The sequence below is a fragment of the Ruminococcus sp. CAG:330 genome, assembly GCF_000437175.1.
Lineage (GTDB): Bacteria > Bacillota > Clostridia > Oscillospirales > Ruminococcaceae > Ruminococcus_C.
In genome coordinates this window covers 1-14423 of the sequence record NZ_FR897986.1, presented here as the reverse complement: position 1 = coordinate 14423, position 14423 = coordinate 1, and the positions used below count along the sequence as shown (strand labels likewise).

Below are 14423 nucleotides of genomic sequence, written 5' to 3'. Positions count from 1 at the left end.
TTTTTTTGCAGACAAGGCAAAAATTTGCAGGCATACACAAGCTCTTACATCAAAAGCATCAGGTACAATGTCTGAAGTTCTTATCCGTACAGAGTCTTGCGACCACCAGTCCAAGGGGAAGCGCAATGACGATCAGAACGGCCTTGGTCAGCCACAGCGCACCGTTGCTGACATCGCTCAGTCCCATGTAGTAAATACCACGGTACATGAACAGTCCGGGTACCATGATGACAATTGCCGGAACAGTCAGAGAGATACGGGGAAAGCCGATATACTTCTTGACCAGCGAGGCAATGCAGCCCGATGCAAAAGCGCCGATAAATGCGGCGATTCCCACCGGCATTCCTGCCAGATCGATGAGTTCCAGACGCAGCGTGTTGGTGAGCATACCAATCAGACCGGCGGTCAGCGCCATTTTGCGGGGGCTGTTAAACATCAGCGAGAATCCGTATACGCCGAAGAAACTTGTCGCAATGCGAAGCAGCATCCGTGTGACGGTGGGCAGCTGCAAGTCCGGAAAATCTGCCGGCTGGAAATGGAACACCATGGCGGTCGCCCAACCGGTCAGCGTTGCAGCGGTGATAATCAGCAGCGCATAGGCGATTCGCTCCAGGCCGGAACGCATGTCCAGCTTTGCCAGGTCAATACCGCCCGTAATCAGCGGAAATCCCGGAATGACAAAGAGCATGGCGCAAATGTACCCCGCCTGATGCACGGCGGAAATGTCCAGGATCTTCTGCGCTGCAAGAATCGTCAGCACATAGACAATACAGGAAGTCGCCACACTGACGGCGACATTCCCCAGCAGGGAGATCTTCCTGTTCAGCATCAGCTTCCGGACAAAATTTCCGGCGCCTGCGCCAAAAAATGCGCAGATCATCTCCACCGGACCGCCGCCCAGCAAAAAGGTAAATGCGCAGCAGGCAATCGCCGAGGCAAGCCCCAGATTCCACGCCTTATAGTTGGCGGGCTTTTTCTGGATGTGATCCAGCACCTCGTGGAACTGATTGACGGAGTACTCCCCCGCCAAATCCGGGAAATCTTTCATAAACAGTTCCAGTTCCATCAGCTTGTCCGTGTTGACACCCGTCGTTGGCAGCGAAAGCGACTGGGTATAGGTTTCATTGTCCCCGATGCAGGTACACTCAATGGAAACCAGACCAATGTCGGCGGAACAGGAAATCCCAAGACTTCTGGACACCTTGTTCATCGAATTCCGCACACGCCACGCACCGGTTCCCACAGACAGCATCATCAGCCCAAGCCGTCCCACAAGGGTCGCCTTTTCCTTTAGCGTGGCATCCACAGCGGGGACATTGCTGTCCGCCTGAATGATGTCATGCCAATGGATGGTCATGTGCTGTTTTCTGAGTTTTGCCATGAAAAACACTCTCCAATTCCGAAATCAAATTTGGTTCAATCCCATCGATTGAAACCGGCTCTGAAAGCCAATCATACAACCTATCTATGATACCATATTTTCCGACAAAATACAAGCATCAGATTTCCCAAAAATCCCCCACGAAACCGAAAAATTTCTACGCTATTTTTCTTTTGGCACGTAAAACCGTCCCCGCAGCTTCTGCGTTTTTATCTCATTGATGAATGCGCTGGCGTCCACTTTCTGCACGGCATGGATCACCTTTTTCGCCTGCGCAGCGGAAACCACCGAGTATACCATCTGCCGCTCGCAGTGTTCATAGGCTCCCTCGCCGTCCAAAATGGTTGCTCCGTGCTGGCTGACCGCATAGATCGCCTGACACACCTCGGCGGGACGGTTGGTGACGATAAACAGCGTGCTCTGCTGGAATTTTTTGTACATCAAATGCAGCACCATCGTCGAGGCATACTGAAACAGGATGGAGTACAGTGCCTTGTCCCAGCCGAACAGGATTCCGGCAATACAGAGGATCACCGCATTGAATCCCAAGATCAGATAGAACGAATCCATATTGCTCTTTTCCGACAGATAGATAGAGATGAAGTCTGTTCCGCCGGAGGTAGCACCGGCATTCAGGCAGATACTGATGGCAACGCCGTTGAGGATGCCGCCAAAAATGCTGATGAGCAGCACGTCCTGTGTAATGACCGAATCCGGGATCAGGTCGGTGAACACACTGTTGAGCACGATCATCACGCAGGAGTACAGAGTGAACTGCTTCCCGATGTACCGAAATCCGATGTACACCGGCACGACGTTCAGCAGCAGGTTGATGGGCGTGAACGGCGGTGTCACATGGAATGCCATGTTGCAGACACGCTGGAGCAGAATCGTCAGTCCGGTGATTCCGCCCGGATAGAGTCCGCCCGTGTTGACAAATGTCTTGGTGTTCAGCGCCATCAGAAATGCGCCCACCGTGACCGCCAGAAGCGTCAAAGCGCTCTGGGCAATGGCTGTTTTTTTCATGGTTGTTTCCTCCTTTCTCATGGTGGAAAAACGTTCTTTCCACCTTTATTATAACAAATTCCAGCAGCCTTGTAAAGCCATCTTCCCAAACTGTCAGCGCATGCCATTGTGCAACATTTCCAATCTTTTTTTCACGCCGAAAAAAAGATTGTGCTCTCCGTTGATTTTTTCTGCAAACCTTGACAGCGTTCCGAAAAAATGCTATACTGAACTTGTATTTAATATTAGTTAAGACTAACTTTTTAGGTTCACCTCGGGATTGCAGCAGCTCTCCCGCTTTTTTACGAGTTTTCCGGTTTCCAAACCGTACTTTCCGAAAGGATTTTTGATATGAAGCGTTTTTCTCTCTTGACACTTGCCGTCTGCGGCATCTTGTGTTTCACTGGCTGCGGAACAGACCAGCCGGCCGCCTCCCAGAGCAATTCCGGCTCCGAATCCTCCGCAGAGGACAGCCAGACTGCTGCGGATGCGGTATACGAGGACACGCAGGAACTGATGGGCACGGTCATTATGGTGCGTGCCTACGGCGCACACGGCAAGGAAGGCGTAGAAGCTGCTTTCGCACGGGCAAAAGAACTGGAACAGGTTTTCTCCAACACCATTGCGGATTCGGAAGTGAACCAGGTCAATCAGGCGGCAAAGGCTGCTGTTGGCACGGAAGTTCCCATCTCTGCGGACATGGCCCATGTCTTGGAAACAGCGCTGGAATACGGGGAGAAAAGCGGCGGCATGCTGGACTGCACCATCGGCGATCTCATCGACCTGTGGGGCATCGGCACGGATCACGCTGCCATTCCGGCAGACGGGAAAATACAGGCGCTGCTCCGTCCGGACGGCTGGAAGGATGTCAGCTATCATGCGGAATCCGGCTCTCTCACCTTCGCCAGCGATGCTGTCACACTGAACTTTGGCGCAGTGGCAAAGGGCTATATCTCCGACGCCATGAAAACCGCACTAGAGGAAACCGGCGTCACCTCAGCGCTGATGAGTCTGGGCGGAAACGTCATGACCCTTGGCGTGAAGCCGGATGGCAGCAGCTGGACGGTTGCGATCACAGATCCGTTTTCACCGGACAATCTGATTGCTTCCCTCCACGTGACCGATCAGGCAGTGGTCACCTCCGGCAACTATGAGAAATATTTCGAGGAAAACGGGAAACGCTATCACCATATCCTCGACCCCTATACCGGTGCGCCATCGGAATCCGATGTGGTCAGCACCACAATCATTGCAGACAACGGAATTGACTGCGATGCCCTCTCCACAGCAACCTATTTGCTGGGTTCCGATGCCGGCATGCAGCTCATCAACTCGGTGGACGGCATTGAAGCGGTCTTTGTCAAGGCGACCGGCGAACTGGTCACCTCGGACGGCATGGATGCCTACCAGCTTCAGGAAATCACATCATGAGACAAAAATGGATTTTGATTAGCATTGCAGCTGTGCTGCTGCTGGGCGGTGTGCTGGGGAGCTGGTACGTGCTGGGGCACAAACAGCCCGAAAAAATCGCCCGCATCTATCAGCAGGACATGCTGCTGTATGAGATCGACCTGAGCCAGGTGACGCAGGCGTACACCATCACCATTGACGGCGAAAACGGTGCGGAAAATGTGGTTCTGGTGGAACAGGGACAGATCTCTATGAAGTCTGCCAGCTGCCCCGACCATCTCTGTGTCAAGCAGGGCGCTATCTCCAACGGCATTCTACCCATCATCTGCCTGCCAAACCACATTCGCATCTCCATCGTCTCTCAGGGGGAGGAATCCTACGATGTCCAAGTCTATTAAGCATCTCGTCACCCTTGCGCTGTTTACCGCAATGGCGCTGACGATCTTTGTCATCGAGGCACAGATTCCCGTCCCCGTTCCCATCCCCGGCGTGAAGCTGGGACTTGCCAATGTAATCACGCTGGTGGTATTGCTTCGGTACCGTGCCAGAGATGCAGTAGCGGTGCTGCTGCTGCGCATTCTCCTCGGTTCGATCTTCACTGGCGCACTGGTGGGCATGATCTACTCCCTGTGCGGCGGACTGCTCTGCTTTGCGGGAATGGCGCTGCTCTGCCGGTTTCTGCACCGGAAACACATCTGGTTCATCAGTCTGATCGGCGCCATCCTGCACAACATCGGACAGATTCTCGCCGCTATGGCAGTGATGCAGACCGTGCAGGTTCTGGCGTATCTGCCGTTCCTGCTGGTGACAGGCTGCATTACCGGCTTTTTTACTGGACTGGCAGCCGACCGCATCGTGCATTTTCTGCCGAAGTCTATTTCCTATGAGAAATAAGAAAGATATCCCCCCTCGATATCTTTCCTTTCTTTTTCCCAGAAGTTAGTCTTAACTAATTCTTAATGGTTAGTTATCTCTAATTCATAAATTCCGGTAGGTGTTCTGTGCTTCACAGAATTCACACACAATAGAAAGGCAGCTCCGCACAAATCCGCCAAAAGGCTTTGCATGGTGTTGTCGAAAAACATTTCAGGAGGTTCTTATGCAAAAGAAAAACTGGAAAAAGCTCGTTGGCATTGCATCCGCTGCAATGCTCGCAGCCACACAGACGATCCCTGCTGTTGCAGTCAGCGCAGCGGAGGACACCGCCGACTACGTCTACTGCTATGCTGCTCTGACATGGGCAGAATACTGGCAAAACGAGGGCGTGTATCTGGACGATGCCGCAGACGGCGATCTGGGAGCATCCTCCACAGAGAAAGACACTCACGGAGAATATGACCTCGGCGCATACGATGCCGTAACCCGTGCCACCAGCAACCACGGTCTGCATCGTGGAAGCTACCAGTGCACCGTAAAGGTTTACGACACGGAGGGCAACGCTTACGATTACACCGGCAAGGGACAGGACGAGTCCGTGGACGTTGTCAAGAACGGCAACGGCGGTGCAGATATCACAGTAAATGGTGAAGTGGCCGGTACTTATGACCACTCTGTCAACGTTGGCCCGAAATACGTTCCGGTGGCAGTTCCGGCAGATGAGTACGAGGCTTTCAAGGAAGCTTACACTGTTTATGAAAACGGCGACACCATCACCGGCGGCTACACCGAAAAGAATCTGGTGAACATCAATGAGACTGTCAGCGTTGATGCCAACACTCCCGGTCTGAAGACTGCGGAAAAGGATGCAGACGGCACATTCCAGTTCTCCAAGCGTTCCACTTCGGAAACACCGGAGGGCAAGACTGTAAATCCGGATGCCGTTGAGATCTCCAGCGTTCAGCACAACTCTGGCTACGGTGATTTCATCCGTGTGGACATCGAGGGTGATTATGGCGATCTGGGCGCACATATGTACGCCGTTCGCTGGGATTACTACGGCGATGGCGACACCGTTTTGGCAACCTATGGCACCAAGTTTGCCGCAGATAACTGGATGCACAAGTCCATGGGCATTCAGCTGGGTCTGACCCAGAGCGACCGCTGCCAGCTGCCGGAGGGCACAGACGGCTACGGCAGATGGGATGTTACCGTATATGCCACCGGCTATCAGGATTTCACCTTCACCGTAAACAATGACTATGTTTTCGGTACGGTAAATCTGCCCTATGCCGACTACTATTACGGCGAACTGAATTCCGTATCTGAGAATCTGGACATGGATCTGGAGGCAGAGGACAAGACCGCTGCCCTGCGTGCGGAAGGCTGCTACGATGCAGTCACCAGTGCCACCAATACCAAGTCCAAGAAGTACGGCGCAACCTACTACACCGAGAACGAGGACGGTTCTGTCACCGTCGAGGGTATCAGGGACGTTGCCATTGCCGTTCCGAGAAAGCTGTATGAGGACGCAACCGCAGCCATTGCTGACGGCAAAACCTGTAACAACCAGCTGCTGAACATCATCGGCAATATGACCGTCAGTGAGAGTCAGGATGCACCGGCAGAGTACAAATTCCTCAACGGCGACGGTACCCTGTCCGCTATGGTGGATTCCAACAAGGCAGTCACCGTTTCCGATGCAGAGGTAAAGGTAGAAACCAATACCCGCTACGGCAACTATCAGCTGGATATCACCGAGGCAGATGCAGACAACAGCCTGCTGCCCTCCGCAGATGATATGGAGGGTGCTATCGTCACCATGACCGACGGCACCAAGTACGCAATGCTGCACGTAGACAACCTGTGGCTGAAAACCGGCAAAATGGCCTGGGCGGCAACCGAAAACTTTGTAACACACGGCAACACTCTGAAATACAAGAACTTTGAAGACACTGCCGGAAAGACGGTTGCCAGCGTTCGCTATATTGTTCGCAGCGGTTCAGATGTCACCTATACGGCAACCGATGCTTACCTGCCGCTGCTGCACGACGGCACCGCAGCCGTAGAAGCAACACCGGTGGTTGAGGGCAAAATCGCACTGACCCTGACAGATCTGCCGGAGGACTACGCTGCAACTGCATCCATCTCCGGTTTGGAGAGCACCTATGCAGACGGCATCCTGACCTATGACGCAGCTGCTGCAAAACCGGGCAGCTACACCATCACCGTTTCTGACACCAACGGCGTTTATGCACCGATCTCTGTCAGCGTAATTCTGACCACCGATGATCTGCCGGCTGCTTTCGATGCAGACACCAAGACCATCGTTGCCGCAAAGGGCGCTGATGCAGATGCACTGGCAAACTATCTGTCCAAGATGAGCAAGGCGACCATTGACGGCGTTTCCTACAACCTCTCCGGCAAGGGCGCAACCAAGCTCTTCGACACCAAGACCGGCGCAATGGATACCGCAGCCAAATCCAGAGACGGTCTGGTATTCACCAAGGCCGGCACCTATGAGATCACCATCTCTGCAACCGGCTATACCACCGACCTGACCTTCGAGGTAACCCTGAAGGATTCCGACATTGCAGTGGTTCTGCCGACCGTAAAGGGCGATGCAGACATGGACGGCGAAATCACCATGGATGACGCTTTCGCAGTGCTGCAGTACTACTCCAAGCACGCAGCAGGCAATGATTCCTACCAGTTCACCGACAATGCCGAGGTAGAGACAGAGCTGCTGAAGCTGGTGGACATTGACGGCGACGGCAGCATCACACTGGACGATGCCTTCTACATCCTGTCCTACTATTCATACCACGCAGCTGGCCGTGATGCCGCTTGGGAGGATGTTTACAAGCCGGCAAACTAAACGGATCCATTCCAAAGGCATGACATTCTCTTCCATTTTCAGGCAGCACCGCACGGAGCTTGTGCGCAAGATGCAAGCAGATTGCGTGCAAAGCTGTCAGGCGGGCTTTGTGCGGAGATGCCTTTATACATCCTAACGGAACACGGGCAGATGTGAGATAATTTCGCATCTGCCCGTGTTTCTATGCCCTGTGTGCGCACACCGCCAATCGCCTGTTTCGCTTCCCCCGATGTCAAACAAGTGACCAGCAGTTCCGCACACAGAAGCACACAAAAAATCCCGCCCCCGCAGAATCCTCCCTGCCGGGGCGGAATTTTCGTTTCAAATAAGAACCTGTCTTCACAAGAAATATATGTGGATTTTCGAGCATAATTTTGTTGCAGACAAGGCAAAAATACGCAGGCGGGCTGTCGCCCGGCAAGTATTTTTCACGCAGGATGCAGCAAAATTTGCCGAAAAGACACGTGGATACGCTTGTGAAGACAGGTTCTAAGTGTTTTTCCTGTTAGATGCCGGCCAGAATCAGCACGGCAACCAGAATGCCGGCTCTCAGTACAGCAAACCAGATCTCGTTGCCACGGAAGAAGCCTCTTCCGCTGCGGGCGTTTTTCTTCGGGCAAATATCCAGACATTTCTGGCACTGGAAGCAGTCACCGTTGCTGTTCCAGCTGTCAGCCTCCGGCAGTTGGAGGTCAGCCGGACAGCAACGCTCACAAGCGCTGCAGCCCTTGACGCAACCCTCCCGTTCCCGCCGCACAGAAAACAGCGGCAGCACAGGAAGCAGGGAGAAAACCGCACCCATGGGGCACAGGAACCGGCAGAAAAAGCGGTTGCAAAAGACCATGCCAGCCACGATCAGCACCAGCAGCACAACACCCAGCACATAGCCGCTCAGGTGGAAGTTGCCGGCGTGCAGCATGGAGAACACATCCCACGGGCTCCAGCCGTTCAGCTCTCCGTATACGCCGGAAAAGCATAGCAGCACAATTGCCAGGAGTACCACGTACTTTCCATAGGAGAGCCAGCGGCACACCGCCTTGGGAATGCTGCGAGGCTTTTTCTTGCACTTTTTGCAGATCCAGAGGTACAGCCCCCGCACGGCATCGCCCAGCGAGCCAAAGGCGCAGGCATAGCCGCAGAAAAATCTGCCGAACACAATGGTATAGGCACACAGCGCCAGAAGCACTGTCAGGAATGAACTCCACACAATGGGGCTGCTGCTGCCGATCTGTGTCAAAAGCGCCTTGATGCCGGAGAACGCCGTGGTGAACGCCGAGGGCAGGAACAGAAAGAACAGCAGCTGAATCCCGGCCCGCACATAGGCGTGCAGTTTTTTCGGGGGGATGGATTTCTTACGCATGATTCTTCTCCGCCTTTCTCAGTGCATCTTCTGCGGCATGGAGAATGCCGTTGGAACTAAATGTCGCACCGCTCACCGTGTCCACATCAGTGGACTGCTGTTCCAGAATCGAATCAATGACGGCACTGGCAGCATCCAGATACGCCGTATCCTCTTTTTCCGCAGAGATAATGGCCAGATCGGTGATCTTCCCATTTCCCACAGTCAGTTCTACCGCCACTGTACCGCCGTAGCCCTGCGCCTCTCCGGTATATGTGCCGTCGGCATAGGGCGAATCTGCGCCGTCCGCTTCCTCCGGCTGACCGGAAACCGTCTTTTGCTGAAGCTCATACTCCAGCTCCGCAATGGTCTCTTTCTGCGCACGGCTCTGCACCACTGCCTGATACCCAAAGAGCAGCGCAACCACCAGAATCAGATTACATGTCTTGATCCAAAAACGATGCACCGTGCATCACACTCCCTTCCGTGCCTGTTCCAGCGCCTGCTCCACAGCACGCCGGATGGCATCCGAGGAACAGGTTGCGCCGGAAACAGCGTCGATGTCCTCTGTCCCCTGCTGTTCCAGAATCTGTGCAATGGTACCCTTGATTTTGCTGGTACCTTTGGCAGCACGGGAGAGATACCGGTCGTTTTCCGGATCGTAGTCTGTGCTATCGCCCTTCACGCCTGTGATTTCTATTATGGTATCATGTTCGATCTTCACTTTCAGCGAAACCTCATAGGTGGCGAAATCCTCCGACTCGTCGGGGTCACAGTCCGCCGTTCCCACATACACGCCGTCCTCGTAGATCTGCGGTACCGGTTCTGTGGTCGTCTCTGTGGAACTTGCCGTGTCGCTGGTGCCGGTGCAGGCAGTGGTTTCGGTGGTTACAGTGGTTGTCACCGCCGGTTCGCCCGCCTTTTTGGCAGCATTCAGCGCATCGTCGATTGCCTCCAGAATGCCCTCAGAGCTAAATGTTGCACCGGAAACTGCATCCACCTCCGTGGACTGCTGCCCGATGACCGTGGCGATCAGCGTCTCGGCACGCTTGAAAAATGCCGCATCGTCCTCGGTGTCCAGCACTTCGATCTTGGTGATCGTGCCGTTTTTCAAAGTCAGCTGCAAATGCGTCTCCCCACGGTAGCCCTCGCCGGAACCCTTGTACACGCCGTCCGGATATGGGAACTTTCCCTGCGGTATCTCTGCCGGTGCTGTCGTCTTTGCCGGCGCAGTGGTCACAGGTGCGGACGCAGCAGTTCCGCCGCCAGTTGCAGCGCCCTGCAGGGCATTCCGCACCGCCTCGATCAAACCGGCAGAACTATAGGTCGCACCGGAGACCGCATCCACATTGGTGCTCTGCAAAGTGATGATGTTGTTCAGCAGCACCTTGGCGTTGTCGATGTAGGGACTGTCGTCACTGGTGCTGAGCACCATAATGTCCGTGATCTTTCCGCCGCTCACAGTGACCTGCACCGTCAGCGGCCCGCCAAAGCCCGTACCGCTTCCGGTATACACGCCGTCCGCATACGCTGCCGGCTCCTCCACCGTTTCCACAGTCGGCGCTTCGCCGGAGCTGTGCGACTGTGCAGGAGATGCAGCCAGCGTGGGCAGTGCCGAATCCGATGCACTGCTTCCGCCAGCCTTTTGCAGCGCATCCCGCACGGCGGAGATCAGTCCCACAGAACTGTACGTCGCACCGGAAACCGTGTCCACGTTAGTACTCTGCACTGCAACAATGTTCTTCAGCAGCGCCTTGGCGTTGTCAATATAGGGGCTGTCATCGCTGGTGCTGAGGACGGTGATCTCGGCAATCTTCCCGCCCTTAATGATCACCTGCACCGTAATCGGGCCGGCAAAGCCAGTTCCCGTTCCGGTATAGGTGCCGTCCTGATAGGCAGACTTCTCCGAAACCGGTGTCACAGACGGGACTTCCTTTTTTGCCGGCGCTGTTGCAGACGTGTTCTTCTTTTTCGATGCGTCAGGTTCTGTCGTCTGCTCCGACGCATCCTGCTCTTCCTCCGTTGTCTCCATGGAAAAGACCGGTGCAGTATATCCATGCAGCGATCCAGCCACGCAAGCCGCCAGTACCGCCGCCGGCAAAAAGCCAGCTGCCGGCAGATAGCGGTTCCGATGTTCCCATAGCTTCATCTCTCAGTTCCTCCTTGCTCTCCGGTATCCAAAATCGATATCGCATTAGTCTACGCTAACCTAGAGTTAGCATTCTCTAACTCTAAAAAGAATACCATACAAGCCCCCAAAAATCAAGCGGAATTCTGTGTACAAATCAAGAATCCCGCTTCACATTATCATACAATTGTAGGAAGATCATTGCGAAAAATTCAAATGTTATATACAGTTTCATGATATCATTTCCGAAAGAAACGTGAGATAATAACATAGATCTCATGTTTATAAGGAGATGTCATTTATGCGTGCATTTTGGAAGCAAATTTCAACATTTCAGGTGATTCTGCTGGGATTTCTCGCTGTGATTTTGCTGGGAAGCCTGCTGCTTATGCTGCCCGTTTCCGCATCCGCCGGAACCGTGACCAGCTTTCCCAACGCCCTGTTCACGGCGACCTCTGCCGTCTGTGTGACCGGGCTCATCGTGCAGGACACGGCAACATACTGGTCAGAATTCGGACAGGCGGTGATTCTCCTGCTGATCCAGATCGGCGGACTGGGCGTCATCTCCGCAGCATCCGCCATCTCCCTCCTCGCCGGCAGACGCATCCGCCTGCGCCAGCGGAGCACCATTCAAGAGGCGATTTCCGCTCCGCAGGTCGGCGGTGTAGTGCGCTTCACACGGTTTATTTTAAAGTTCACCTTTTGTGCGGAGCTGCTGGGAGCGCTCTGCATGCTTCCCGTCTTTGCCAAAGACTTCGGACTTGGGAAAGGTATCTGGTACGCCGTCTTTCATGCGGTGTCGGCATTCTGCAATGCCGGCTTTGACCTGATGGGCGTTCGGGAACCATACTCCTCACTAACTTCCTTCGTGGGAGAACCGCTGATCAACCTGCCGATCATGCTGCTGATTCTCAGCGGTGGACTGGGGTTCTACACGTGGGACGATATCTTCACCCACCGGTTTCGTTTCTCCCGCTACCACATGCAGAGCAAGATCATTCTGGTGATGACGGCTGTGCTGGTGGTGCTTCCGGCGGCTTACTTTTTCTTTGCGGAATTCTCGGCGTGGCAGCCGGCGCAGCGAATCTTCGCCTCCCTGTTCCAAGCCATTACCCCACGTACTGCCGGATTCAATACCGCATCTTTCTCCGCCATGAAGGACAGCAGCATTGCCGTGCTCATCGTTCTCATGCTCATCGGCGGTGCGCCGGGTTCGACTGCCGGCGGTCTGAAAACCACCACCGCAGCCGTACTGGTCTCCTCCGCCGTATCTGTCTTTCGCCGGAACAAGGAGACCCACTTTTTCGGCAGACGCATTCCGGAGGACACCATCGCCAAGGCATCGGCACTGCTGCTGCTCTACCTGGCGCTCTTCCTCACTGGCGGTGTGAGCATCAGTCTGGCAGAGGGGCTTCCCCTGCAGGACTGCCTGTTCGAAACGGCATCTGCCGTGGCGACGGTGGGGCTGACTGTTGGCATTACCCCCACGCTGGGACTGTTCAGTAAAATTGTGCTAATTCTGCTGATGTTTTTCGGCAGAGTGGGCGGACTCACATTCCTCTACGCAGCAGTTTTCCCGAAGCAGGAGAATTTTTCCAAGCTGCCGCTGGAGAAAATCAACATCGGATAACACGAAAGGAAGGTTTCTATGAAGTCAATTCTTTTGATCGGCGCAGGACGGTTCGGCCGACACATCGCCCAAAAGCTCAGCGAGATGAACCATGAGGTGCTCGCCGTGGACAAGAACGAAGAGCGCATCTCTGCCATCCTGCCCTATGTCACACGGGCGCAGATCGGAGACAGCACCAAGGAGGAGTTTCTCCGCTCCCTCGGCATCCGTGATTATGATGTGTGCATCGTCACCATCGGCGAGAGCTTTCAGGATTCGCTGGAGACCACCTCGCTGCTCCACGAGTTGGGAGCACAAAAGGTGGTGGCACGTGCTGCCAGAGAGACACACGAAAAGTTCCTGCTGCGCAACGGTGCGGACGAAGTAGTCTATCCGGAGAAGCAGCTGGCTGCATGGACGGCGATCCGCTATACCTCCGACCACATCTCCGAATATGTGGAACTGGACGGCGACTATGCCATTCTGGCAGTATCCGTGCCAAAAAACTGGGCGGGCAAAACCGTCGGCGGTATCAACATCCGGAAAAAGTACGGCATCAATATTCTGGGTGTCCGGCGAAACGGTGCGCTGCATCCGGATATCACCACAGAAACCACACTATACGAATCGGACACACTTCTGGTTCTGGGAACATATTCTGCTGTGCGGAAGTGTTTCCACATTTGAGGTACTGCCATGAATCTGCTCTCTGATGCGCTGTTGCCGGAATTTCACGCCATTCTCTCCCTCCTCCGTTCAAAAGCCCTGTCGCTCTCCCAGATCGCCGAGGCACTCTCCCAGCCGCAAAGCGAGATTGCCGCACGTCTGACGCATCTGGAAACCGACGGCGCTGTGCTCCGGCAGAGAGAGCGCTGGCATCTCAATCGGGCAGCTTTTCAAAAGGCAACAGAAACGCTGCTGCCCTTTGCAGAACGTGAAAATCTGCCATCCGAAACCGGCGAGATGGCAGCACAGCTCTTTCAGCAGCGGGAGGAACAGTTCCGCCACGCACCGCTGGAACAGGAAACTGCCTTTTACGAGAGCATCTGTTCCGGCAATCTGGACGCAGTTCATCTGCTTGCCACACCGCTTTGCAGTAAGGGCTACGGCACACTCAGCAGCGACCCGCTCCGGAACTTGAAATACCACCTTACCATCTCCATCGCCATGATCACACGCTTTTGCATCCATAGCGGCATGGCATCGGAGGACGCTTTTCCTCTCAGTGACTTCTACATCCAAAAGGCAGACAAATGCCAGACTGCATCAGAGGTACACGCCGTTCATCAGGAGATGATTCTGGATTTCACCAGACGCATGCAGCGCATTCGTGACAACCGTACCTATTCCAAGACGATTCTGCTCGCCATGGATTACGTCAGCGAGCATCTGCACGAGCGCATTCTCATTCAGGACGCAGCCGCTGCACTTTCCATCAGCGTCCCCTATCTTTCCCGACTGTTCAAGTCTGAGATCGGCACCACGTTCAGCGATTATGTCCGTGACAAAAAAGTGGACGCTGCCATTCACCTGCTGAAATACTCCACCCACTCCGCCGCAGAAGTCAGCAGTATCTTAGGGTTCAGCTCTCAAAGCTACTTTATCAAAATCTTCAAAACGCAGACAGGCATGACTCCGAAAGAATACCGAAAAAAATACCACTTCACCTAAAAAGCGGGCGAACTCTTATCACTGAGTTCGCCCGCTTTTCAAGGAATGGAACTTAATTTGAAGTTATCTGTTCTTCTTATAGGTCACCCACTGGTACCGTGCAGTCAGCGGTGTTGTGCCGTCAAA

Annotated in this window: 12 protein-coding genes; 7 read left to right on the top strand and 5 right to left on the bottom strand. The window is 54.2% G+C overall.

Annotated elements, in window-relative coordinates; translation table 11 throughout:
• Positions 1-58: 58 nt before the first annotated feature.
• Together QZL66_RS00890 and QZL66_RS00885 are read right to left on the bottom strand one after the other, a co-directional pair.
• Positions 59-1381: a threonine/serine exporter family protein gene (locus tag QZL66_RS00890; protein WP_022409889.1), complete on the bottom strand. Its 1323-nt coding sequence runs from the start codon at positions 1379-1381 to the stop codon at positions 59-61.
• Positions 1382-1543: 162 nt separating this feature from the next.
• A complete protein-coding gene (locus QZL66_RS00885; protein ID WP_022409888.1) occupies positions 1544-2407 on the bottom strand; it encodes a YitT family protein in 864 nt (287 codons plus the stop codon).
• Between the two features lie 330 nt (positions 2408-2737).
• On the opposite strand from QZL66_RS00885, the gene QZL66_RS00880 reads away from it, so the two are divergent.
• The 4 genes from QZL66_RS00880 (at position 2738) to QZL66_RS00865 (ending at position 7550) form a co-directional block, all read left to right on the top strand.
• Positions 2738-3817, top strand: a complete 1080-nt coding sequence (locus tag QZL66_RS00880; RefSeq protein ID WP_022409887.1) for an FAD:protein FMN transferase — start codon at positions 2738-2740, stop codon at positions 3815-3817.
• Positions 3814-4194 carry a NusG domain II-containing protein gene (locus tag QZL66_RS00875; protein WP_022409886.1) on the top strand — a complete coding sequence of 127 codons (381 nt, stop codon included), beginning with the start codon at positions 3814-3816 and terminating at the stop codon, positions 4192-4194. Before QZL66_RS00880 ends, QZL66_RS00875 begins: the two co-directional genes overlap by 4 nt.
• Positions 4178-4690 carry a Gx transporter family protein gene (locus tag QZL66_RS00870; protein ID WP_022409885.1) on the top strand — a complete coding sequence of 171 codons (513 nt, stop codon included), beginning with the start codon at positions 4178-4180 and terminating at the stop codon, positions 4688-4690. Before QZL66_RS00875 ends, QZL66_RS00870 begins: the two co-directional genes overlap by 17 nt.
• A gap of 205 nt (positions 4691-4895) precedes the next feature.
• Positions 4896-7550, top strand: a complete 2655-nt coding sequence (locus QZL66_RS00865) for a penicillin-binding Tp47 domain A-containing protein (protein ID WP_022409884.1) — start codon at positions 4896-4898, stop codon at positions 7548-7550.
• A 505-nt stretch (positions 7551-8055) separates the two neighbouring features.
• Here QZL66_RS00865 and QZL66_RS00860 read toward each other — a convergent pair.
• From QZL66_RS00860 to QZL66_RS00850, 3 genes are read right to left on the bottom strand one after another with little or no spacing between them, the layout of a single operon-like run.
• Complete coding sequence (locus QZL66_RS00860; protein ID WP_022409883.1) at positions 8056-8910, bottom strand: 4Fe-4S binding protein; 855 nt, start codon at positions 8908-8910, stop codon at positions 8056-8058.
• Positions 8903-9355 carry an FMN-binding protein gene (locus QZL66_RS00855; RefSeq protein WP_022409882.1) on the bottom strand — a complete coding sequence of 151 codons (453 nt, stop codon included), beginning with the start codon at positions 9353-9355 and terminating at the stop codon, positions 8903-8905. Before QZL66_RS00855 ends, QZL66_RS00860 begins: the two co-directional genes overlap by 8 nt.
• 6 nt (positions 9356-9361) lie before the next feature.
• Positions 9362-11038, bottom strand: a complete 1677-nt coding sequence (locus QZL66_RS00850; RefSeq protein ID WP_022409881.1) for an FMN-binding protein — start codon at positions 11036-11038, stop codon at positions 9362-9364.
• Between the two features lie 280 nt (positions 11039-11318).
• Between QZL66_RS00850 and QZL66_RS00845 the strand changes: the two genes are divergently transcribed.
• From QZL66_RS00845 to QZL66_RS00835, 3 genes are read left to right on the top strand one after another with little or no spacing between them, the layout of a single operon-like run.
• On the top strand, positions 11319-12647 hold the full coding sequence (locus QZL66_RS00845; RefSeq protein WP_022409880.1) for a TrkH family potassium uptake protein: 1329 nt from the start codon (positions 11319-11321) through the stop codon (positions 12645-12647).
• 18 nt (positions 12648-12665) lie between these two features.
• Positions 12666-13313 (top strand): potassium channel family protein, encoded by a 648-nt coding sequence (locus QZL66_RS00840; RefSeq protein WP_022409879.1) that lies wholly within the window; start codon positions 12666-12668, stop codon positions 13311-13313.
• Positions 13314-13322: 9 nt separating this feature from the next.
• Positions 13323-14297 carry a helix-turn-helix domain-containing protein gene (locus QZL66_RS00835; RefSeq protein ID WP_022409878.1) on the top strand — a complete coding sequence of 325 codons (975 nt, stop codon included), beginning with the start codon at positions 13323-13325 and terminating at the stop codon, positions 14295-14297.
• The last annotated feature ends 126 nt before the right edge of the window (positions 14298-14423 follow it).

Bases quoted from the DNA above. Each gene is read 5' to 3' on its own strand.
- QZL66_RS00890 (WP_022409889.1), bottom strand. From the start codon at position 1,381: ATGGCAAAACTCAGAAAACAGCACATGACCATCCATTGGCATGACATC.
- QZL66_RS00885 (WP_022409888.1), bottom strand. From the start codon at position 2,407: ATGAAAAAAACAGCCATTGCCCAGAGCGCTTTGACGCTTCTGGCGGTC.
- QZL66_RS00880 (WP_022409887.1), top strand. From the start codon at position 2,738: ATGAAGCGTTTTTCTCTCTTGACACTTGCCGTCTGCGGCATCTTGTGT.
- QZL66_RS00875 (WP_022409886.1), top strand. From the start codon at position 3,814: ATGAGACAAAAATGGATTTTGATTAGCATTGCAGCTGTGCTGCTGCTG.
- QZL66_RS00870 (WP_022409885.1), top strand. From the start codon at position 4,178: ATGTCCAAGTCTATTAAGCATCTCGTCACCCTTGCGCTGTTTACCGCA.
- QZL66_RS00865 (WP_022409884.1), top strand. From the start codon at position 4,896: ATGCAAAAGAAAAACTGGAAAAAGCTCGTTGGCATTGCATCCGCTGCA.
- QZL66_RS00860 (WP_022409883.1), bottom strand. From the start codon at position 8,910: ATGCGTAAGAAATCCATCCCCCCGAAAAAACTGCACGCCTATGTGCGG.
- QZL66_RS00850 (WP_022409881.1), bottom strand. From the start codon at position 11,038: ATGAAGCTATGGGAACATCGGAACCGCTATCTGCCGGCAGCTGGCTTT.
- QZL66_RS00845 (WP_022409880.1), top strand. From the start codon at position 11,319: ATGCGTGCATTTTGGAAGCAAATTTCAACATTTCAGGTGATTCTGCTG.
- QZL66_RS00840 (WP_022409879.1), top strand. From the start codon at position 12,666: ATGAAGTCAATTCTTTTGATCGGCGCAGGACGGTTCGGCCGACACATC.
- QZL66_RS00835 (WP_022409878.1), top strand. From the start codon at position 13,323: ATGAATCTGCTCTCTGATGCGCTGTTGCCGGAATTTCACGCCATTCTC.